We start from the raw sequence: 20,549 nt of genomic DNA on the forward strand, positions 1-20,549 counted from the left end.
TGGCTCTCAGCTCATCAATCCGGCACGGCCGAAGAAGCCCTGGGGACGAACGATCAGGACGATCGCCATCAGGGCAAAGATCGAAACCTTGGCCATCTCGGGTGCAAACAGCGACGTCATGCTGACCACCACACCGACGAGGAGGCCCGCCAGTACGGCGCCACCGATCGAACCCATGCCTCCTACGACCGTCACCACGAAAGCCTCGGCGAGAATCGTGCCGCCCATCTCGGGAATGACGCCTTGAAGCGGGGCAGCCAGCAGCCCGGCAAAGCCCGCAATCGCGGTGCCTATCCCGAACACGATCAACCAGACCTTGGAAACGTCGACCCCAAGGACGCGGACGATTTGCGGATCGCGCGCGCCGGCGCGGATGATGAGCCCGAAGCTGGTTTTTTCCAGGAACAGCCAGAGCGCCAACAAGACGACGGCCGTCGCGCCGATCACGAACAGGCGGTAGAGTGGAAAATATCCGACACCGATGTTGACAGCCCCCTGCAGAAGCTCGGGCGTATCGAAGGGATAACCAGTCTTGCCGAAAGCAATGCGCACGCATTCGACCATGACGTAGCTCAGCCCGAAGGTCAGCAGTAGCGGATAATCGATGCCGCGGCCGTAAAGCGGCCGGATCAGCACGCGCTCGACGGCAAGGCCGAATAGCCCGATCAGGAGTGGTACCGCCAGCAAGCAGAGCCAGAAATTGCCGCCGATCGAAATCAGGTACAGCCCGACATAGGCACCGACCATGTAGAAGGCGCCATGGGCAAAGTTGACGACGGTCAACATCCCGAAGATCAGCGAGAGGCCGATCGCAAACAGCACATAGATCGCGCCGAGCGCCAGCCCGGCGAATAGTTGCAGTGCAATCAGGTCAAAGCTCAGGCCCGCCATTTGTCCCCCTCAGCACGACGCGCACCGCCCCGCGGTGCGCGCCGGCGCATGGCTCAGCTCTTGTGGCCAAGCGCGTCGCAGCTACGCAGGTTCTTCTCGTCAGGCTCTTCGGTCGATAGAACCTCGAACACGTCGGACTCGTTTTTCATGTCCTTGGACTTCGACTTTATCACGAGCACCGATTGCACCGACTGGTGATCGCATTTGCGATAGTATTGCGGCCCCTTGTAGTAGTCGTACTTCAAAGCCTCCAATGCCGCGACGACCTTGTCGGTCTCCACGCTGCCCGCGCCCTTGACCGCTTCGAGCACCGTCCGAACACCGCCATAGCCGAGCGCACCGTAGTCGGTAGGCAATTTGCCGTCATACATCTTGCGGAACGCGTCGTTGAACGCCTTGGTCGAGGCGAACTTGTCCTCGATGCCCCAGAAGAACGAGCAGCCGCCGACGACACCTTCGAATGCCTGAGGGCCCGCCGCTACGCGACTGGCATGCGACAGCAGCGGCGCGATGATCTGGATTGATTTCTTGATGCCGAAGTCGGTTGCCTGTTTCAGTGCGATTTGCTGATCCCGGCCGAAATTGCTGATACAGAGAATATCGGGCTTCAGCGCCTGGAGACGCGGCAGCAGGGTCGAGAAATCAGTCGTCCCGAGCGGATGGCGAATGTCACCGAGATTCTCGATGCTGAATTGCTTGCCGACCTCGAGAAAGCCGCGAACCATCTCGTGACCGTAAGCATAGTCCGCCGTGAGAAACGCAACCTTCTTGCCGAATTTGGTGAAGGCGTAGCGACCGACCGCCCCTGACGTCATGTGCGGGTTCAGCGCTTCGTGGAACGTGTATTTGCTGAAGTCTGCCGCCTCGTTGATGGCGTCGGACTGGCTGATCGAATTGAAGATGACGCCGCGCTCCTTGGTGACGTTGTTGATCGCGAGCTGAACCGCCGCGGACAGACTGCCGACGACGAAATTCACCTTCTCCTTCTCGACCAATTCCAGGGTCCGCGTCGCCGCCTCACCGGGATTGAGCTTGTCGTCACGCACGACGAGCTCGGCCTTGCGGCCGTTGAGACCGCCGGCATCATTGAACTGGGCGACAGCAAGCTGACCCGCGCGCACCTGGTCCTGGGCCTCGGCGCCGTATGGACCGGTCAAAGGAACCGGGAAGCCGATCTTGATCGGCGCTTCCTCAGCCTGAAGCAGATTGATGCGAAAAGGCGAGACGGCAAGAACGGCGCCGGCGCTTGCCGTCGTCAGCAGACGACGCCGCGATATCGATCCAGCTTTGGTGACCTTCTTCGTCATGACTATCCCTCCCCAAGAACTGTCTGCGTTTTGCTTATCGTATTGTCGTTGCCCGGAACGTCTCCGCTCAGATCCGTCCCAAGGCGGTCAGGATAACCTGAGGCGTGAGCGGAATCTCGGTAATTGTTGCGCCAAACGGCCGGAGCGCGTCATTGACCGCGTTGGCGACCGCAGCTGCCGCGCCGGCCGTCCCCGCCTCCCCTGCCCCTTTGGCTCCCAGCTCCGATTCCTGCGTCGGAGACACCACATGGCCGATCTCGATATCGGGCATCTCGCCGGACATCGGGACCAGATAGTCCGCCATATTGGCATTGGTCAGCTGACCGCGTTCGTCGTAGATGCACTTCTCGAACAGCGCCGCGCCGAGCCCCTGCACGACCCCGCCCCGGATCTGCTCGTCGACCAGTTGCGGGTTGATGATGGTGCCGCAGTCTTCGACAACCCAATGCTTCAGCAGCTTAACGAACCCGGTCTCGGTATCGACCTCGAGCCATGAGGCCTGAACGCCGTTGGTGAACGCAAAGGGATATTGGCGCGGAACGAAATGCCGGGTCGCCATCAATTCGGGCTGGATGCCGGGCGGCAGGGTGTCCGGTCGAAAATAGACGATCCGTGCAAGCTCGTGCAGCTCGATGCGCGGCGCGCCGTCAGCGGCGTTGACGATGCCGTTATCGACGATATCGAGCTCGGTCGGCGTCGATTGCAGGATGGCCGCGGCGACGTTCAGGATATTCTCTCGCAGAGCCTTGGCTGCCTGCAATGCGGCTTCGCCGCCGATGCCGGCACCGCGCGAGGCCCAGGTGCCACCGCCATAGGGCGTGTTGTCGGTGTCCCCCAGGATGACGCGAACGCGCTCCATCGAAACGCCAAGCACGCTCCCGACGATCTGGGCCGTCAGCGATTCCGACCCTTGCCCCTGTTCCGTGATGCTGGTCTGGCAGATCACCGACCCTTGCGCGTCGAGCCGGACCGCAACGCCATCCTGCGATGAGATTTTCGCGCCGCCCACGCCGTAAAAGGCAGCGCTGGGATTGGTCACCTCGATGAAGCTCGCGATTCCGATGCCTCGATGGACGTTTCTGGTGCGCAAGGCCGCTTGCTCAGCGCGCAACGCGTCGTAATCCAATCTGAAGCAGCTTGGTCAACGAGGCTTGATGCGAGAGCTGCTCGAACTTCATGCCCGAGGGTGACGCACACGGATAGGCATCGTCGGCGATCAGATTACGCCGCCGGATTTCGACGGGGTCCATGCCGATCTTCGCTGCCGCCAGATCGACCAGGCCCTCGGTGACCGAACAGGCGATCGGGTGTCCGACCGCCCGGTACTGGCACATCACGTTCTTGTTCTGGAAGACGACGCGCGCCCGCGCCCGATAGTTCGCCGTTGCATAGGGCCCGCCGACCAGATTGACCACCTGATTGGCCTCGATGGCGCTTGTGCGCGGATACATCGAATACGGGCCGATCCCCGTCAGGTCGTCGATCTCGAAGGCCGTGATCGTACCGTCCGGCCTGACGCCGATCCGCCCCCTGCACCGATGATCGCGGGCGTGGATGTCCGTGTTGAAACTCTCGATCGGACACATGCTTCAACAAGTCCTGTGCCGTTATCAGCATCCCAGGCGTGCAATAGCCACACTGCAATGCGTTGCGTTCGCGAAATGCCGCCTGAAGATCGGCTATTTCACCGCTGTCAGACAGCCCCTCGATTGTCTCAACTGACGCGTCCTGCGCCTGGAGCGTCAGCATCAGACAGGAGCGAACGATCTCGCCATCGAGCCGGACTGTGCAGGCACCGCAAACGCCGTGCTCGCACCCAACGTGGGTTCCGGTCAGCTTGAGATTTTCCCGGAGGAAATCGGCAAGATTGAGCCGCGGCAAAACGAATGCGTCGACGGGTTCGCCGTTGACCAGAAGCGAGACCGGCACCCGAGCGTTCACTTGCCGACTCCCGTTTCCAGTTCTGGCCGTGCCAGCAATGCTGCCACGCAGCGCCGGAGCAAGACCGTCGCGAGGTGTCGACGCATGGCCGCGGTCGCCTGCTGGTCCTCCTGTGGATCGAGTTCATCGGCCAGTGCGGTCGCCGCCTCCGCGAGCAAGGCGGGAGTTACCGTGGCATCGATCAGTTTGCCGGCGGCCGCCGCGAGCAACGGCCGATCGCCAACAGCAAAGAAGCCGAGCCGAAGAGCTGAGAACCTGCCGGCCGCAACTACCGCTCGGGCGGCGAGGCCAACAACAGCGTAGTCGCCATGCCGCCGGGCATACTCCTGAAAGAAAAATGTCGAGCCTTGGCCCGCGACCGGCACCTCGACCGCGACAAGCAACTCGTCCGGCAGCAGAGCTGTTTCGTAGATTCCCCTGAAAAACTCAGTCGCAGCAATCCGGCGCTCGCCGACCGAGCCCCGAACAACGATGGTGGCGTCAAGCGCCACAACACAGGCCGGCAGCTCCGAGGCAGGATCGGCGTGAGCGAGGCTACCGCCGATCGTTCCGCGATTGCGAATTGCGGGATGGGCAACGTGGGCAACGGCATCGCGCAACAGCCGCGCGTGCAATGCAACCTCCGGCGATCCGAGCAGATCGACGTGCCGGGTCAGCGCGCCAACCACCAGCATGTCTCCCCTCACGGTGATGCCGCGCAACTCGGCGAGGCCGCCGATATCGACCAGAACGTCCGGGGACATGAGCCGCAGGTTCATCGACGGAATCAGGCTCTGACCGCCCGACAGAACCTTCGCCTTGTCGCCATGCATGGCGAGCAACTCCAGCGCATTCACGACGCTGGTCGCGCGGGCGTAAGCGAAAGCCGCAGCTTTCATGTGGGCGTGGCCTCCCGGGCTCAATTTTGGTTTGCCCGATTAGAGGGCCGCCCCCTTCAAAGGTCAAGCTTGTTTATCGAGTGATTATTTGTGCGACAGGGCTTGTCTTCGCGTCGGGAAGGACGCAGGTTCCTTGCCAACAAAAGCTCAAATCGCGGGGAGGCGGATCATGAAGCTCGGTCTTTTTACGATGCCGATCCATCCTCTCGACAAGGATTGGCGACAATCGCTACGGGAGGATCGCGAGGCTTTTCTGCTCGCGGATGAGCTCGGGTTCGCCGAGGCGTATGTCGGCGAGCACGTCACCGACAAGGCCGAGAACATCACCTCCAGCATCGCCTTCATTGCCTGGCTCGCAGCCGCAACCAAGCAGATCAAGCTTGGAACCGGCACCATCAACATGCCAAACACGCATCCGGCAGCAGTCGCAGCGGCTGTCGCCATGCTCGATCACATGCTTGACGGTCGTTTCATACTTGGAATCAGCCCTGGTGGATTGCTGTCCGACGCGGAGGTTTTCGGCAATCTCGACGCCGACCGTAGTGCCATGTTCCTCGAGGCCATCAATCAGGTTCTTGATATCTGGGCCGGTAAGCCGCCCTATGATTTGCAGGGCAGATATTGGAACATCTCGGTCAAAAAGACCCTGATCGAGGACATCGGCCAGGGAATCGTCGCTCGCCCTTTGCAGGCCCCTCACCCGCCAATCGTGGTGACCGCGGTTGCGCCATTCTCAAAGGGCGTCACGGAGGCGGCGGCGCGCGGCTGGGATCCGATCTCGGCCAACTTCCTGATGCCTGCGTGGGTGAAGAGCCACTGGCCGAAATATGTCGAGGGTTGCGTACGCATGAACCGGGCAGCCGAGCCTGCCAATTGGCGTGTCGCCAAGAGCGTGTTCGTGGCAAAGGATGCAGCAACCGCGAAGGCGTATGCCACATCGCCCGATAGTCCCTACGTGTATTATTATCACCAGCTGTTCACGAAGCTGAAGCGCAGTGGCCGGCTTGAATTGTTCAAGACGCGACGGGACCAACCCGACGCTGAGGTTACACTGGAGTCGATCTGCGACAAATTGATCATCTACGGCACGCCCGAAAGCGTGGCTGACCAGTTGCTGGCGTTCCAGGAAGACATTGGCACCTTCGGAACCCTGCTTTACGCCGGCAAGGACTGGAAAGATCGCGAGCTTGGCCGTCAATCGATGATCCTGATGGCCGACAAGGTCCTGCCGCGGATCAATGCCGCTGCCGGATCATCGACGTGAAGGAGGTTCGACATGGCCTTTACTGATCGCATTCCGTACCAGGCACAGGTCGACCGACCGAAACTGACATTGCCTGACGGCAAGAAGCTTGCCGTGTGGGTCATCCTCAATGTCGAGGAATGGCGCATCGAAAATGCGATGCCACGCACCGTGCTGAGCCCACCGATGGGCCAGCCCCTGCTGCCCGACGTGCCGAACTGGTCGTGGCATGAATATGGCATGCGCGCCGGCTTCTGGCGGCAGTTCAAAGCTTTCACCGATCGAAAGATACCGGTGACGCTGGCTGCGAACGCCAACGTCTGCAACAGCTATCCGCGTGTGGCGTCGGCAGCGCGCGAGGCGGGCTTCGAATTTATGGGACATGGGTTTTTGCAAGGTCCGATGCACAAGGTCGAGAACCAGGCGGACGCAGTCAAACGCGCGGTCGACACGATTGCTGGATTTACCGGCAAGCCGCCGCGATCATGGGAAAGCCCGGGCCTGACCGAAACCGAAGAAACGCTCGATCTCCTGCGCCTCAACGGGATCGAATACGTGGCCGATTGGGTGATCGACGATCTCCCCCAGGACATCGCCACGCCGCACGGCACCGTGACGACGATTCCCTATTCGGTCGAGACCAACGACATTGTCATTCACGCGCTGCAACACCTTCCGTCGGAACAGTTCCTGACGCGCTGCACTGACCAGTTCGATCGGCTGTATCTTGAGGGCGCAAAGAACGCGCGGATCATGGCCATCTCGGTGCATCCCTACATCACGGGCGTGCCGCATCGTATCAAGTACCTCGAGGCCCTGCTCGATTATGTCATCGGCCATGACGGCGTCGCCCTCATGACGGCAAGCGAGATCGGAGATTGGTATCGGGGTCAGATGGCGACAATCTAGCGCGACTCAGCCGACGACCTTGATCGGCGCCCGTCGACGATCGGTCGCGCTCTCCGCCATCCTCTCAAATCCCGCGAGGAAGATATCCAGCGCGTCACTGATCATCTGCGCTTTGTCCTCGAGAACAGGCGCCTCGTAGATGTACTTGCGTACGCCATAATAGAAGATGCCGCCGTGAAACACCCAGGCCAGCTCGAGTTCTGCGGCGCTGGGCCTGCCTTGCGTCGCGAGGCCCGCGTCGTGGCGGCATTCCCTGAGAATGCGCGTCAGGATCTTGTCCTTGACCATGCCAACATACCAGCGATTGATATCGAGGCCCTTCAAGCCGGAGTAGAGATAGATCCGGAGCCATCTTCGGTTGAAAATCGCGTCGGTATAGATTTCGTAAAATTCCTGGAGCCGCACGCGGAGCGGACGTGACCGATCCGAGAGCAACTTCTCCCAGCCGATTTCAAGGGGTTCGAGATATACTTTGCGGTAGACCTCCTTGATGAGATCGTCCTTGCTCGGAAAGTAGCGGTAAAGCAACGGCTGCGTCACGCCGAGCTTGTGAGCAAGGGCGCGCGTGCCGCCGCCAAATCCCTCCTCCGCAAATAGCTCGGTTGCCTTGGTAACGAATTCACTGCGACGATCGACAGCTGATAGTCGCCTCTGCTTGGCACGAACGCGCTTGACGGGCGTCTTTCGATTCATGATGTCTTGTCACCACCGTCAGCCAGGAACCGGCCAAAACCTCCGCGCGCGAACAACAGCGGACTGTTCCGGTTATAGGCATAGGCTTCCACCGCGCCCAGGAAAATGACGTGATCCCCGCCATAGTAGCGGTTGGCGGCACGGCATTGAAAATTCGCGACCACATCGGCAAGCACGGGAGCATTCCCGAGACCCGGCGTCCAGCTCACACCCGCGAACTTGTCACCCGACGATCTGGCAAACTGCATCGCCAGCGCCTGCTGCGACGCGTCTAGAACGTTGACCGTAAAATGGCTGGCATTCTGGAAGATCGGCAGCCCCTGCGAAAACATGCCCAGGCTCCACAACACCAGCGGCGGGTTGAGCGACACCGATGCAAAGGAATTACAGGTAATTCCATACGGCCGTCCTTCAGCCGACATCGCGGTGACTATCGTCACACCTGTTGCGAACGTACCGAGCGCATTGCGGAAATCACGGGGATCGATCGCCGAACTATCGCTTGCGAGCTCACTGGCGGGATCCAGCGGATGTTTGGGTGAGTCGGACATCCGGCTAACCTCAGAGCGTCAGGTTTTCAGACGGCAGCCCCAGAGCCACCCGCCCGTAATTGGTGCCCGCCGCGTCGAAATTGAACGCGAGATGCGAATTCACCGCATGGGCGTCGCGGAATTGGCGCTGCAACGCTCCCGAAGTGAACAGGCTGCGTGCGCCACCCGCCGCAAATAGAAGAGACACCGCTTCGGTGCACAAATTGACCGCGAACGCGCCGTCGCGCCGGAGCTTCGTCTTCGCTGCAATGCCCGGGATATCGCCACGCCGGACCTCCGCAAGCGCCTCAACGCAGTTCGTGCGCATGATCAGCCGCGCGGCATCTATCTTCGCGGACGCCTCGGCGATCTTGATCTGTGTGCTTTGCAGGTCCCCGATCTTGGCCCGGTTATATGTCGAAGCGCGGTGTCGCGCGATCTCGACATAGTCATCAAGGCAAGCCTGCGCATTTCCCAAACCAACCCCGGACAACACATAGGGAAACAACGAAAACACCGGAAGCATGTAGAGCGCATTCGGATTGACGACACTGCCCGGCGTCGCACCTCCCGCAAGATCGCTGACGGCAACCGTCATATGCTCGGGAACGAATGCGTCGGTTACCCGCACGTCGTTCGATCCCGTTCCGCGCAAACCAGCCGCATTCCAGGTGTCGTCGATGCTGTAGTCCCGACTGTTCAACAGGAACAGCCGATACTCGATACCATCGGCCTCATCATCCGAGGCGACCACGCTCGCGAGCATGTTCCATCCGCAGGATTCCACCCCGGACGAAAACGGCCAATGACCACTCAGAACATACCCCCCACCTGTCTTCCTCGCACGACCTGCCGGGAAGACAAAGGAAGACGCGATCAGCGCATCCGGATCCTCTCCCCACACCGCGCTCTGCGCTTCGGGCGCGAACATACCCAGCATCCAGTGGTGACTTGCAAGGTTGGCAAAATTCCAGGAGACCGAGGCGTCTCCCTGCCCGAGGGCATCGGCGCAGTCGACCAGCGCAACATAGTCGAGCTCGCTGCCTCCGACGCGCTTGGGCTGCAGGATCCGGAAAAGGCCGCTATCGAGCAAATCCCGCTCGGTCTCCGGCGGCAATCGGCGCAGCTCTTCGGTCCGTGATGCCCGTTCGCGCAAGGCCGGAACAAGCGCCTTGGCTCGTGCCACCATGACCGAATAACGATCCATATCCGGGCCTGGCTGTAGCTTCGTGTCGAGCCCGCGGTCAACCTCAACCATGGTCTCTTCCTTCGTTCGATCTCCAAGACATTTGCACGTGCGATCGAGCCGTCAACTCAGTTTATCGACCGATCACCAAGACGCGCAAGCCTGCATTTCGCGAATTCAGCGCTCAGGATCCGCGACCGCTGCCGAGCGCCCATTTTGAGAGAACGCTTCGATCGATGCGTCGTTCGCGCTGGACTGGCCATTCTAGCACTCCCGTGGCCAAGATTCGATCCCGCTAGCGACGGCATCGAAAGTGCTACCTACTGACCGGAAAATGCAAAAAATGGCCCCGTCGGTTCGGCTAGGGACCTCTAGGTGGACGAATTGTTCGCAACAACTCGGATCCGCGCGCCGCAGTTATTTTCCGAGCGTCGCCCTATGCCTAACCAAACGGCTCCGAGAAATCCCGTGGCGATTACTGTGATGAACGCTTTGAACGCATAGCTTTGCGCCTGCTCCGCGTTCTAGCGCCATTGTCGGAGATGTTGAAAATCAGCGCAGCTTTCGTCGGCCCCCTTCCTCGAAACCGAATGAGGTGAAGACTGTCGCAATGGTCTTGACTACAGTGGCGTCGATTTCGCTTCGGCGCGCCCGATCTTGCTCGATCAACGTTTCCATCACGATTGCTCGACGTCGGCTTCATGCATCGATAGTCACCGTCGAGTGGGCGAGATGGCAAAGAAAAAGCCCGCCGCGGATTGCTCCGCGCGGGCTCAACAATTTCTGCTTTTCGGATCATGCCCCTGAGTTGCCCGACGGGTCAAACCCTCTTTTCGGGTTGAATGCGATCGGTAAAATGCGATGCGTCGGCTTCGACGGTGAGAAACCGCCTTGAACGAAAGTTTGCGCATTGATCCGGAATCGCAACGCGAGCCGGCGCCAAGCGCCTATGCTTGCTGCAATGATGTCGGTGTGCCGCTGAGTTGCCCGACGCGTCAAGCGGACAGCTCACAATATTTGGATCGACATCAATACAGTTTTGGCTCGCGTCGGTCGAACTGACCCGCGCCGCATTCGATTGCAAGGAGGAAGCGTCGATGTATTTCGTTGCTGCCGTGCTCGCGGTCCTGTCCGGCCTGTTCTACGCCGCGGGTCATCATCAGATCGGCTCTCTTGGTGCCACCATGTGCCAGTATGGCGGCATGTTCTGCGATAGTCCGGTGCTGGTTCTCGTCGGTGCAGGATTTGCAGCAGCGTGGGGCATGCTGGTCAGCGTTCGCTGATCATCCCGCGATATTTCCGACGATGATTTTGTGCCGCTGATTTGCCCGACGAGTCAATTCCTGCGGCCTGCGTCGGGATGTGATCCCACCAACGCCGGCACCTATTGCGGCGTGCTCGGATTTGCCGGATGAGCGGGCTTTGGGCCGGGTGGAACAGGCTCGATCGGTGCCTTGGGCTCGGTCGGTATGACCTTTGCGCCAGCGGCTCGCGCCGCCTCGCCGGTCGTTGAGTAGTTAGCCGAAGCAGCCGGCTGCACGTTCGGCTTGTTCCACGGGCCGTGATCCACGATCAGCATGCCGAGCACGCCGAGGATCGCAACCACGGCCGCCACCAACAGCGGCGTGCCACCATGCCGATTTCGATGCTTGACCGAACCGCCATCCGCAATGCCATGCGTCTGCATAGTCATCATCGTCTCCTCCACGGAAACAAGCCGCGACCCGCGCGTAAGTTTCCGGTTCCCCGACGTGAAAGCGAGGCATATTCGGTGGAACCAATCCACCGCTGCGGAATTTCTGGGATATGTGGCCGCCACCGCCGTTCAGAACGTGCGGAAAGGGGGCGGTCACCCGGCGTCGGTCATCTGGCCTTCAATGAAATTGCGGCACGCACATGAGCTCCGAAATACCCGAGTCCCCGCTTCAGCCCACACTCGGTGAACGAGCGATCGACACCGCGACGGACGTTTCGCGTACGATCACGGAGGTGTCGGATGGACTTCGAGCGGCCGCCGATCGCCTCAGCGATGCCATCGCGACCTCGCGCCGACCGGGCGGAGCCCTGGCCACCGTGAGTGCGGTCACGCGCGAAGCGCCGCTCGCAAGCCTGTTCGTCGCGTTTCTGCTCGGCGTCGCCGTCGCGCGCCGGCGCTAAAGCGTCGATGGGACCGCGAAAGCCGCCCTAGAACTTGCCCTTCGTCGCGTCCTTGGTCGCCGACATCACGCTACCGCTGATCTGCCGCATATGTTCGCCGGCATTGGTGAACTGGCTGCGCAGGAATTCCGACTGGATCCGCATCGCCTCCTGCAGATCCGTTGCGTGCACGAGCTTGCGCGCATGCTCGAACGCCGCCTTCATGTTCTGCTCGGTGAACGACAGCGCTTGTTTGGAGATCTCGGTACCGGCGCCCGGCATCGTCGTCATCGACTTGCTCGCGGCATCAAAGAACAGGCTGAAGGCCTGTTCGGCCTGGTCGATGGTCTTTTCCGCGAGATCGCGCAACTCGGCGGGAACTTCAAGCTTCGGCTCAATCATGATCGCGCCCCCTGAAATAAGCGTCTGGCGAGGTTAGCATAGATTGTGACGGCGTCAGCGCCGGATCGCAGCCATGAAAGCCTCACCCATTCCGGCCGATCGAGGAAAAATTACCTAGCCCCGACCGACAGCCGATTCCAATCATGTCAGCACTGTGGCATAGTGATTCGGCTTCTTCGTCGGTCGCGTTCGCGTCTCTGGGGAATAAGGGTATCCGATGCTGCGCGCCGTTCGTCCAACACCGACCTGCACCCGGTTCAAAACCAGCATAGAGATGCCGTGCATGAAGTGCGGCACGCAAATGCGGCTTGCCTTGATCGAGCCGCGCGACCAAGTCTACGACGTGCTGACCTATCAGTGCACGCCTTGCAATTCCGGTGAAAGCTTCCTGAACGCGCGCTAGGCCGGGCGCCCGTTCAGTCGCTCAGCACGGCGGCTCCCGCCTCCGTCAGCCCGGGTTCGTCGTCATGCAGTTCGATCAGACCGAGCTCAGCGAGGACGTGCAGATCCTCATCGCTGACCGGTGACAATTTGAGCCTACCGGCCTGGATATCCCGCAAGGTCCAGCGCAAGCCGATCGCGCGCTCGAGTGAAAATTCCGCGAATGGATTGTTTGCCATCCGCCTCGACTAGTGCGGCATTTGGATCAGACTTTGTCGTTGCCGCGGCGGCTTCATGGACACCACAGATTGGTGGCGGCTGGCGCGATCGAGGCGTACAACGCCTCGATCGCGCCAGCGCTTCATGCATCGCTCGCAGCGGCTCAGTAGCGGTAGGGATCGATATCGAGAAGCGGGAATGCGCTGAACACGCTCGGCAGATTGGTCGGCATCGCCGGATGCAGGTAGGATTTGTCCAGTTCGGCAAAGCTGGTGACGCCGAGCAGACCGAGGCAGCGGATCACCTCATCCTCGAGCAGTTCAAGCATCCGGACAATGCCGGCCTCGCCGGCCGCGGCGAGCGCCCAGCACTGCAGGCGGCCGATTCCGACAAGATCAGCGCCCAAAATGATAGCCTTCACAATGTCGGTGCCGCGGCAGAATGAGCCGTCGACCATGATCTTGGCACGGCCGGCGACCGCCTGAACGATCTCGGGCAGGACATGCATGGACCCACGGCCATGGTCGAGCTGTCGGCCACCATGATTTGAGACGTAGATCCAGTCGACCCCGTGGTCGAGAGCGATCTTGGCGTCTTCGGCGGTGGCGATCCCCTTGAGGATAAGTGGAATCTTGAACTTGTCCTTGATCAACTTCACCGTCCGCCATTCCAGCCCCTTCTGGAAATCGCCGCCGGTGGCGCGGATGCGGCTCTCGCGGACATAGCGCTTGGCTATGTCGCGCTCGCGCCGGCTGTAATGGGCGGTGTCGACGGTGAGGCAGAACGCGGCGTAACCGTTGTCGATGCTGCGGCTGACCACATCCTCGACAAATGCATCGTCGCCGCGCACATAGAGCTGGAAGATACGAAGCGCGTCCGGTGCCGCCTTGGCGGTGTTCTCCAGCCCGGGCTCGGACACCGAACTCAGCATGTGCGCCGCGCCGAACGTTCCCGCCCCGCGCGCGACGGCCGCGCCCGCATCCGGATCGAAGATCTCGAGCGCGCCGACCGGGGCGATCATCACGGGAAGCCGGAGCTTGCGTCCGAATACCTCGGTGGAAGGATCGACGTTGATGACGTTGCGCAGGACGCGCGGCCGGAACGCGATCTCGTCGAGCGCCATTCTGTTGCGGCGCATCGTGGTCTCGGTCTCCGAGGCGCCGACGATGTAGTCCCAGGCGTTCTGATTCAGCTTGGCGCGGGCCTTTCGCGCGAATTCGTGCAGGTTCTGGAATTCCTCGCCGCTGGCGCCGAGTTCGACATTGCGCGCCTGACGAATGGGGGTCCCGTCATTCATGGTGTTTCTTCTCCCGATTTGGCCGGCACACTAGCCGCAGACAAACCGGAAAAGCTACCACCTTGAGCCACGAATCCTGCCAGCGAAGGCCAGCTATTCGCTCGTGAGATAGATCGACTTTCGACGCGAAGCGGTCCGCATCCAGACGGCCTCGCACGAGGTGAGCTAGCTGCCCGAAAACCGGTTTCGGTACTCGGTCGGCGATACGCCGAGGTGGCGCAGGAAGGCCCGCCGCATTCGCTCGTCATCGCCAAATCCCGCGCGCTTGGCGACCTCGACCACGCCGCCGATCTGGCGGCTTTCGAGCAGCAAGCGCGCCGTCTCCACGCGCAGCGCCTCGACGCCGCTTGCGGGTGTCATGCCGGTGCGGCTGACATAGGTCCGGGCAAAGGTGCGAGGCGTCATCCCCGCCTTTTCCGCGAGGGTCTCGACCTTGAGGTCGCTCGTGATGTTCTCGATGATCCAGGCGTGCAGCGCGCTGAAGCGTCCCTCGACGTCCGATGCCTGTGCGGCAAGGACGGTGGAGAACTGGCTCTGACCGCCCGGCCGTTTCAGAAACACCACAAGTCTGCGCGCGACATCGAGCGCGATGGTGTGGCCGAAATCCTCCTCGATCATGGCGAGTGCCAGATCGATGCCGGCGCTGACCCCGGCCGATGACCAGACCCGTCCGTCCTTGACGAAGATCGCGTTGGGCTCAACTCGGATATTGGGAAAGCTATCCTGCAGACGGGGACAATAACGCCAGTGCGTTGCTGCCCGCTTACCGTCCAGAATCCCGGTCCAGGCCAGCGCAAATGCGCCAAGGCAAACCGACGCGATACGGCGCGCCTTCGGCAGCGCGTCCGCGATCCAGTTCATCAACTTCGCGTCGTTGCGGATCTTCCAGATGCCGGGCCCGCCGGGGATCACCAGCGTGTCGACCTCGGCGGGCGCAATACTGTCGATCGGCGCCGTGTCGATCATCATGCCGACATCGGTCGGCACCAACCCGCCGGAGGTCGACAGGTAGGACAGCGAGTAGTCCGGTCCCGGCAGCTCGATCGCTTCCAGTTCTGCAAACACCTGAGCCGGTCCCGAGATGTCGAGCAAGGTCACACCGGGAAAGGCAATGATCGCGACCCGCCGCGTCGCTTTCTTGTCGCGCGGCTCAGGCCGGGGCGCTTTGGCAGTTTTCGAGGGCATATTGTCCTTTAAGCCATTCGAGGCTGCCCTGTATAGCTCGCATTGGAATTCTGGAGTTCTGCCATGTCGCGAAATCTGGGCAGCGGATACGAGGCGATCAAATCGCCTTGGACGGATTACGCGATCTACAGTCTACCCGATGCCTCCCGGGTCGAAGCCTGCGACCGTCAGCCGCTGATGGACGCCATGAACGGCATCATTGCCGTCAACTGGCAGGCCACCGAGCCGCACTGGACAGCAACCTCCTCGCCCTTCGACAAGAAGTATAGCCTGATCCTCGTCTACGATCGGTCCGGCCTCATTGCCTTCTCGGTCTACCGCATCCTGGAGATGTCGGCCGGACTTGGAATCTATCGCAGCGGCACGGAAGTGCTCCCGGCGCACCAGGGCCGCGGCTTCTACGGCTTCTTCACATCGGAAGTGCTGAAATGCTCCGGCGCCGCCGCGAGAGCCGAGGGCAACGTGCTCTACGGCTGGCGAACCCGCAACCCGATCGTCTGGGCGGCGAACGCTAAGATTTGCGAAAAAGTGACTCCATCTTTGCTCGACGATACGCAGGATCTCGCCCTACAGGCGGCCTGTATCGAGATGTGTACCTCGCTCTATCCGGGCAAGCCGCTCGAATTGCCCGACATGATCATGCGCGGCGCCTACGGCCACATTAAGCACCATCGGCAGGCCTATCATGGCGCCGCGTCGCTGGTCGATGCCGCGATGTCGCGGAAGATTCCGAATTCTGCGGATGCCCTTTTCTCGGTGGGTTACGCGAGGGTGTGATGTCGATGCTCGGACAACAAGCTGTTTATGCCCCGACGTCGCGCTTCACCGATCGCGCCTATCTCGCGTGGACGGCGGTGGCCATCGCCTACGCCATCGCCTTCCTGCAGCGCGTATCGCCGCAGTCGGTCAGCCTCAATTTCATGCACGACTTCAACACCGACGCGGCCGGCGTTGCGATGCTCGCCTCAAGCTACTTCTGGGGCTACACCTTGATGCAGATTCCGGCAGGCCTTCTGGTCGACCGTTACGGCGTCAAGCGCGTCGTCCTCGTCAGCATGATCGCCTCCTCGCTCGGCAGCGCCGCGTTCGCGCTGGCACCGAACCTGCTCGACGTTTTTGTTGCACGCCTGATCGTCGCCTGCGGCGACGCGCTGGTCTTCACCGCACTCCTGAAGCTCGTGGCACAAAGCTTCGCGGATGAGCGGTTCGGCATGATGTCGGGCATCTCGCAGGTCTCCGGCTATGTCGGGGGCGTGATCGCGACCACGCCGCTCGCAGCTGCGGTTTCAGGGTTCGGCTGGCGGGCCTGCTTCCTGTTCATCGCCTGCGTTGGCCTCGCCAACCTCGCTTTCGCCAAGCTCGCGCTCAAGCCAGATCCGGCCTCGCACAGCAACAAGACGCTGAAGGGCGTGGTACTCGCCGCGCGGCGATCGCTGGTCCATGTCGCGAATTGGGGTTGCGCAATGACGTTTGCGTCGCATTTCGCGGTGGTGACGACGCTGTCGGGCGTCTGGGGCATTCCGATGGTCGCGCACTTCTTCCATATCTCCCCGACAGCCGCCGGCACGCCCCTGCTCGCCTTCATGATCGGCAATGCGCTCGGCTCGATCTTCCTGGGTCACGCCGCCGATCGCGCCGCGGCGGCGCTCGATCGCGCGCTGATCGGCATTTGCGTGCTGCGCATGCTGCTGATCGCGATGCTGCTGCCGCCGATCGCCCAGACATTTGGACTCGCCTACGTCACCGTCATGTTCACTGCCTTGGGGCTCGTCGCCGGCGGCACCGTCCCGCTGGTGCTGAAATGCGTCAAGAAGCTCTACACCGCCGATCTGATCGGTGTGGGCGCATCCGTGAACACCACGGCCGCCGGAATTTTCGCCGGCATCTCGCAGCCCATCATCGGCTTCGCGATGCTCGCCGCCAGCAACGCCTCGGGGACCGACGCCGTACACAACACGGCCGCGATCGGCGACGGCGGCTACAGCGCCTTGATTGTCATTCTGCTTCTCATGTCGCTGCCGGGCATTGCCGGACCGCTCTTGATGAGAAGCAAGTTGATAGCTCGTTAGTGTCGTTATGAGTGTAGGGGGTGTTATGGAGCGCTTGTTCTTGAGAAAAGGCGAAGTCGCGTCAAACTTTCCGGTCAGCAGCTGGCAGAGCGTGATGTTCTCCGAGTTTGAAGCGCAGATGAGCAGCGAGGCAAGGCCGTTCCCTTGCGTGTTCGGCGTGACCGGACATCGCCAGGATCAGCTCCGCTACCTTTTTCTCGATCCCTATGATGTGGCGGTGCTGGGCGAGCAACTCGGACAATATGTCTCGCAGGCGCGCTCGTTCGGTCCCAACACCTCGTTGATCGTATTCACGCGGCCGCGCCCGGTACAGACGCTCGATGCCTATTATCGCAAGATGTGGCTGACGCTCGATCAGCTCGCGCGGCTGGACAAGAACCCGTGGCCATCAGAGATTCCGGAACAGATCGACCACCCGATGTGGGAGTTCTCGTTTGCGGGCGAGCCGATCTTTGTGGTCTGCACGACGCCCGCGCATGTGATGCGGCAGAGCCGCCGGTCCAGCGCCTTCATGCTCACGTTCCAGCCGCGCTGGGTGTTCGAGAAGATCCTCGGGACTGAGAAGGCTGCGAACGCCGCGTTCGCGGAGGTGCGTAAGCGCCTAATCCCGTACGACAGCGCGAGCCCCTCTCCGCTTCTTGGCCGCTACGGCGCAACCGACGGCCGCGAGTATCTGCAGTACTTCCTGCACGACGACAACAATGCGAGCTCGGGCTGCCCCTTCGCCAAGCTCGCACAAAACAAGACGCCACCGATCGCGAACAAGGAGCAGGCAGCATGACCCAGATCATCGCAGGCACGAAGACTGAATTTGCCATCGACACGGAGATCCTGGACCTGCTCCCGGCCCAGGGCTCGGTCGAGCTGCAGCATGATGCAGCCGGCAAGGTGCATCAGTTTCATACCCATCCGGTCGACGAGATCCTGATGATCATCAGCGGCCGGCTGAACTTCACCTGGGATGGCGGCGAGCGCGTAGTCGGCGCCGGCGATACCATCCTGCTGCCAGCCGGCACCCGGCATCAATCCGAAGCGCTCGAGGGCGGCGCAATCTACGTGATCGCGACACAAACACCCGCCAAGCCGATGAACAACTGACGCACAGGAAGGATTTGCGAGCACCTCAGGACAGTGAGGGATCGCGCGGCGGCTCAACCGCCAAACGTTCGACCAGCTCGATGACCTCGGAACGCTGGTCGGGCGCAAGTCGAAGGAACGCCTTCAACAGTCGCAGGCTTTCCAGTGTTTCGCTCGATGGAGCTCCGAGCTTCTTCTGCAGCTCTGCAACGTATGTGGGATTTTTCATCTCGCACCTTAAGTGAGGATTACGAATGGCATACCCAGGTAAACGTGAAGGCTTGGCCCAGAAGGTCGACACCGCAGCACAAGAGGCCGAACGCCTCGGCCTGACCACGGCAACCCTCATCCTCCGGATGGCACGCCTCGAGATTGATCGGGCGGAGCCCGAGGAAGTTGAAAGTATGCCAAGGAACAACTTGCGCAGCAAGCCGAACTGAGTTCCCGAAACGGACCAGATCCCGGGCCGCTGGCGACGTGCCGGAGCCTGCGACGCCTGAAAGATATCTCGCCAGGCGAGAGGCTTTCCTCTCGCCTGCCGTCAGGTTGTTTTGCGAATAGTTGATCTTTTGTGCAGGCCGAGCACGCTGGAGCGTTTTCGAGCGAAGCGGATACCGGTTCGCGTCAAGCAAACGCGTCTAAACTAGACTCCAGAGCCCGTTCCGATTCCACCGGAACGGAAAAGGCCCTAGCCGGTGTTGCCTGCCTTGCCGAACGCGCCGGCCTCGGCCAGCGCGGCGATGCGCCGGTCGTCGTAGCCGAGCGTCTTGCTCAATACATCCTTCGTATGCTGACCGAGCAGCGGAGCCGCAACAGGATCAACGGTCGGCGTCAGGCTCATATTGACCGGCGACTCGATGTTCGGAACCGAGCCGGCGGTTGGATGCGCAATGCTGCTCAGGCGATGCCGGTCGCGCACCTCGGGCGCGTTGAAACCCTCCTCGACCGTCCGCAGATAGCCAACCGGAATGTTGGCCTTCTTCATCTTCGCCATCCAGTTCTCGAGCGTGTCGCCCGCAAACACGCTGGCAATGATCGCGCGCAGCTTCTCCTTGTTGGCCGTGCGCGCCTTGCGGTGAGCAAACTCGGGATCGGTGACGAGATCCGGACGTTCCAGCACGTCGGTGACGAGCCGGCGATACAGCCGGTCATTGGCGCAGGCCATGTAGAGCGGACCATCGGACGCCCGGTAGACGCCGACGGTCGGCGAACCGTTCGGAGAGTTGCCGAAACGGCCGGGATTGTTGCCGTTGATAAGATAGGCCATGCCGTAGAAGCCGGTCATTGACACCGCGGTGTCGATCAATGCGACCTCGACCTGCTGACCGCGACCGAGCCGATCGCGCGCAATCAGTGCCAGCAGGATGGCGTTGCAGGCCGACATGCCCGTTGCCATGTCGACGATCGGCGGCCCGGTGCGCACCGGCTCGCCATCCGGAAAGCCGTTGAGCGACATGAAGCCGCTTTCGGCCTGCGTGATCGGGTCGAAGCCCGGGCGCAGCGCGAAATCGCCTTTGCGGCCGTAGGCGGAGATCGAGCAATAAATCAGCCGCGGGTTGGTCGGCGCCACCGACGCATAATCGAGACCGAATTTCTTCATCACGCCGCCGGAGAAATTCTCCACCACGACGTCGGCCTTGGCGATCAACGCGCGCGCGACCTCGAGCGCGGCCGGATTGTTGAAATCGAGCGCAATGCCACGCTTGTTGCGGTTGAGGCTCAGATACGCCGCGCTCTCCCCGCCGATTTCGGCGTGCTCATAGGCGCGCGTGTCATCACCGCCGTCCGGATTCTCGATCTTGATGACTTCGGCCCCGAAGTCGGCCAGCGTTTGTGTGCAGGCCGGGCCGGCCACGACGCGGGTGAAGTCGACGACCAGCAGGCCGTCGAGCGCCGTCGGAACTCCCTCCCCGCGCGGCGTGCGCCCTGGCAATTCTGGTCTGGTCATGATCTGACGCTTCCTCTTATTTTATCAGGCGAAATACGACGGTCCCTGCCAAGACCGGCACTGCTCGCCTTTTAGCGGAAGCTCGTCAGCAAAACCAAACCCGGATTTTGCAGGGCGGGACCTTCGTCCGACATGGCTGTCAATGGCCAAAGACGACCCGACGGCCGCCGAGATGGTCGGCCCCCTCGCATACGAAGCAAGCCTGCCGGATACCGAACTATGGGGCGCGGAGCCCATACGCAGGCGGGTGGCGGCAC

General features: G+C 61.5%; 23 protein-coding genes and 2 pseudogenes. 10 read left to right on the forward strand and 15 right to left on the reverse strand.

What is annotated here, in order from left to right; translation table 11 throughout:
* Positions 1 to 6 precede the first annotated feature (6 nt).
* From ACE10X_RS31010 to ACE10X_RS31030, 5 genes and pseudogenes are all read right to left on the reverse strand, one after another.
* Positions 7 to 891: a branched-chain amino acid ABC transporter permease gene (locus ACE10X_RS31010; protein WP_038379171.1), complete on the reverse strand. Its 885-nt coding sequence runs from the start codon at positions 889 to 891 to the stop codon at positions 7 to 9.
* 53 nt (positions 892 to 944) lie between these two features.
* Entirely contained in the window at positions 945 to 2,198 is a 1,254-nt protein-coding gene (locus ACE10X_RS31015; protein WP_375763321.1) for an ABC transporter substrate-binding protein, read from the reverse strand.
* Between the two features lie 67 nt (positions 2,199 to 2,265).
* A pseudogene (locus ACE10X_RS31020) lies at positions 2,266 to 3,775 on the reverse strand (xanthine dehydrogenase family protein molybdopterin-binding subunit); the annotation flags it as partial.
* Between the two features lie 10 nt (positions 3,776 to 3,785).
* Positions 3,786 to 4,139, reverse strand: a pseudogene (locus tag ACE10X_RS31025) ((2Fe-2S)-binding protein); the annotation flags it as partial.
* Positions 4,136 to 5,017, reverse strand: coding sequence for an FAD binding domain-containing protein (locus ACE10X_RS31030; RefSeq protein ID WP_375763322.1), 882 nt, complete (start codon positions 5,015 to 5,017; stop codon positions 4,136 to 4,138). The gene ACE10X_RS31030 and the pseudogene ACE10X_RS31025, both read right to left, overlap by 4 nt.
* 169 nt (positions 5,018 to 5,186) lie before the next feature.
* On the opposite strand from ACE10X_RS31030, the gene ACE10X_RS31035 reads away from it, so the two are divergent.
* Together ACE10X_RS31035 and ACE10X_RS31040 are read left to right on the forward strand one after the other, a co-directional pair.
* Positions 5,187 to 6,281 carry an LLM class flavin-dependent oxidoreductase gene (locus ACE10X_RS31035; RefSeq protein ID WP_375763323.1) on the forward strand — a complete coding sequence of 365 codons (1,095 nt, stop codon included), beginning with the start codon at positions 5,187 to 5,189 and terminating at the stop codon, positions 6,279 to 6,281.
* 12 nt (positions 6,282 to 6,293) lie between these two features.
* Positions 6,294 to 7,169, forward strand: coding sequence for a polysaccharide deacetylase family protein (locus ACE10X_RS31040; protein WP_375763324.1), 876 nt, complete (start codon positions 6,294 to 6,296; stop codon positions 7,167 to 7,169).
* A gap of 6 nt (positions 7,170 to 7,175) precedes the next feature.
* Here ACE10X_RS31040 and ACE10X_RS31045 read toward each other — a convergent pair whose 3' ends face one another.
* From ACE10X_RS31045 to ACE10X_RS31055, 3 genes are read right to left on the reverse strand one after another with little or no spacing between them, the layout of a single operon-like run.
* Positions 7,176 to 7,862: a TetR/AcrR family transcriptional regulator gene (locus tag ACE10X_RS31045; protein WP_018272811.1), complete on the reverse strand. Its 687-nt coding sequence runs from the start codon at positions 7,860 to 7,862 to the stop codon at positions 7,176 to 7,178.
* Positions 7,859 to 8,413, reverse strand: a complete 555-nt coding sequence (locus ACE10X_RS31050) for a flavin reductase family protein (protein WP_038383512.1) — start codon at positions 8,411 to 8,413, stop codon at positions 7,859 to 7,861. Before ACE10X_RS31050 ends, ACE10X_RS31045 begins: the two co-directional genes overlap by 4 nt.
* 10 nt (positions 8,414 to 8,423) lie before the next feature.
* Positions 8,424 to 9,599, reverse strand: a complete 1,176-nt coding sequence (locus tag ACE10X_RS31055) for an acyl-CoA dehydrogenase family protein (RefSeq protein ID WP_375764627.1) — start codon at positions 9,597 to 9,599, stop codon at positions 8,424 to 8,426.
* A gap of 1,076 nt (positions 9,600 to 10,675) precedes the next feature.
* On the opposite strand from ACE10X_RS31055, the gene ACE10X_RS31060 reads away from it, so the two are divergent.
* The gene (locus tag ACE10X_RS31060) at positions 10,676 to 10,861 is read left to right on the forward strand and encodes a hypothetical protein (protein ID WP_028343172.1); all 186 of its coding nucleotides are present in this window, start codon (positions 10,676 to 10,678) and stop codon (positions 10,859 to 10,861) included.
* Between the two features lie 101 nt (positions 10,862 to 10,962).
* Here ACE10X_RS31060 and ACE10X_RS31065 read toward each other — a convergent pair whose 3' ends face one another.
* Positions 10,963 to 11,265: a hypothetical protein gene (locus ACE10X_RS31065; RefSeq protein ID WP_375764628.1), complete on the reverse strand. Its 303-nt coding sequence runs from the start codon at positions 11,263 to 11,265 to the stop codon at positions 10,963 to 10,965.
* Positions 11,266 to 11,474: 209 nt separating this feature from the next.
* Here ACE10X_RS31065 and ACE10X_RS31070 point away from each other — a divergent pair, with 209 nt between their 5' ends.
* Positions 11,475 to 11,735, forward strand: a complete 261-nt coding sequence (locus ACE10X_RS31070; RefSeq protein WP_018272816.1) for a hypothetical protein — start codon at positions 11,475 to 11,477, stop codon at positions 11,733 to 11,735.
* Positions 11,736 to 11,762: 27 nt separating this feature from the next.
* Here the strand turns inward: ACE10X_RS31070 and ACE10X_RS31075 are convergent, their stop codons facing one another.
* On the reverse strand, positions 11,763 to 12,116 hold the full coding sequence (locus tag ACE10X_RS31075) for a phasin (RefSeq protein WP_028343174.1): 354 nt from the start codon (positions 12,114 to 12,116) through the stop codon (positions 11,763 to 11,765).
* Between the two features lie 217 nt (positions 12,117 to 12,333).
* On the opposite strand from ACE10X_RS31075, the gene ACE10X_RS31080 reads away from it, so the two are divergent.
* On the forward strand, positions 12,334 to 12,519 hold the full coding sequence (locus ACE10X_RS31080) for a hypothetical protein (protein WP_018272817.1): 186 nt from the start codon (positions 12,334 to 12,336) through the stop codon (positions 12,517 to 12,519).
* 13 nt (positions 12,520 to 12,532) lie between these two features.
* Here ACE10X_RS31080 and ACE10X_RS31085 read toward each other — a convergent pair whose 3' ends face one another.
* The 3 genes from ACE10X_RS31085 to ACE10X_RS31095 form a co-directional block, all read right to left on the reverse strand.
* Complete coding sequence (locus tag ACE10X_RS31085) at positions 12,533 to 12,736, reverse strand: hypothetical protein (protein ID WP_018272818.1); 204 nt, start codon at positions 12,734 to 12,736, stop codon at positions 12,533 to 12,535.
* 143 nt (positions 12,737 to 12,879) lie between these two features.
* Positions 12,880 to 14,013, reverse strand: a complete 1,134-nt coding sequence (locus ACE10X_RS31090; protein WP_375763325.1) for an alpha-hydroxy acid oxidase — start codon at positions 14,011 to 14,013, stop codon at positions 12,880 to 12,882.
* A 165-nt stretch (positions 14,014 to 14,178) separates the two neighbouring features.
* Entirely contained in the window at positions 14,179 to 15,198 is a 1,020-nt protein-coding gene (locus ACE10X_RS31095) for a GlxA family transcriptional regulator (protein WP_375763326.1), read from the reverse strand.
* 63 nt (positions 15,199 to 15,261) lie between these two features.
* Between ACE10X_RS31095 and ACE10X_RS31100 the strand changes: the two genes are divergently transcribed.
* The 4 genes from ACE10X_RS31100 to ACE10X_RS31115 are packed head-to-tail and all read left to right on the forward strand — an operon-like array spanning position 15,262 to position 18,365.
* On the forward strand, positions 15,262 to 15,975 hold the full coding sequence (locus tag ACE10X_RS31100) for a hypothetical protein (RefSeq protein WP_028336881.1): 714 nt from the start codon (positions 15,262 to 15,264) through the stop codon (positions 15,973 to 15,975).
* The gene (locus tag ACE10X_RS31105; RefSeq protein ID WP_375763327.1) at positions 15,975 to 17,267 is read left to right on the forward strand and encodes an MFS transporter; all 1,293 of its coding nucleotides are present in this window, start codon (positions 15,975 to 15,977) and stop codon (positions 17,265 to 17,267) included. The genes ACE10X_RS31100 and ACE10X_RS31105 overlap by 1 nt, the downstream gene beginning before the upstream one ends.
* A gap of 40 nt (positions 17,268 to 17,307) precedes the next feature.
* Entirely contained in the window at positions 17,308 to 18,048 is a 741-nt protein-coding gene (locus ACE10X_RS31110; protein WP_229188818.1) for a YqcI/YcgG family protein, read from the forward strand.
* Complete coding sequence (locus tag ACE10X_RS31115; RefSeq protein WP_375763328.1) at positions 18,045 to 18,365, forward strand: cupin domain-containing protein; 321 nt, start codon at positions 18,045 to 18,047, stop codon at positions 18,363 to 18,365. The genes ACE10X_RS31110 and ACE10X_RS31115 overlap by 4 nt, the downstream gene beginning before the upstream one ends.
* Positions 18,366 to 18,390: 25 nt before the next feature.
* Here the strand turns inward: ACE10X_RS31115 and ACE10X_RS31120 are convergent, their stop codons facing one another.
* Complete coding sequence (locus ACE10X_RS31120; RefSeq protein WP_016847357.1) at positions 18,391 to 18,573, reverse strand: hypothetical protein; 183 nt, start codon at positions 18,571 to 18,573, stop codon at positions 18,391 to 18,393.
* 25 nt (positions 18,574 to 18,598) lie between these two features.
* On the opposite strand from ACE10X_RS31120, the gene ACE10X_RS31125 reads away from it, so the two are divergent.
* On the forward strand, positions 18,599 to 18,784 hold the full coding sequence (locus ACE10X_RS31125; protein WP_016847356.1) for a hypothetical protein: 186 nt from the start codon (positions 18,599 to 18,601) through the stop codon (positions 18,782 to 18,784).
* Positions 18,785 to 19,032: 248 nt separating this feature from the next.
* Here ACE10X_RS31125 and ACE10X_RS31130 read toward each other — a convergent pair whose 3' ends face one another.
* Positions 19,033 to 20,295, reverse strand: coding sequence for a CaiB/BaiF CoA transferase family protein (locus ACE10X_RS31130; RefSeq protein WP_375764629.1), 1,263 nt, complete (start codon positions 20,293 to 20,295; stop codon positions 19,033 to 19,035).
* Positions 20,296 to 20,549: the final 254 nt, after the last annotated feature.

It is taken from the genome of Bradyrhizobium sp. Pha-3, assembly GCF_042258325.1.
Lineage (GTDB): Bacteria > Pseudomonadota > Alphaproteobacteria > Rhizobiales > Xanthobacteraceae > Bradyrhizobium > Bradyrhizobium elkanii.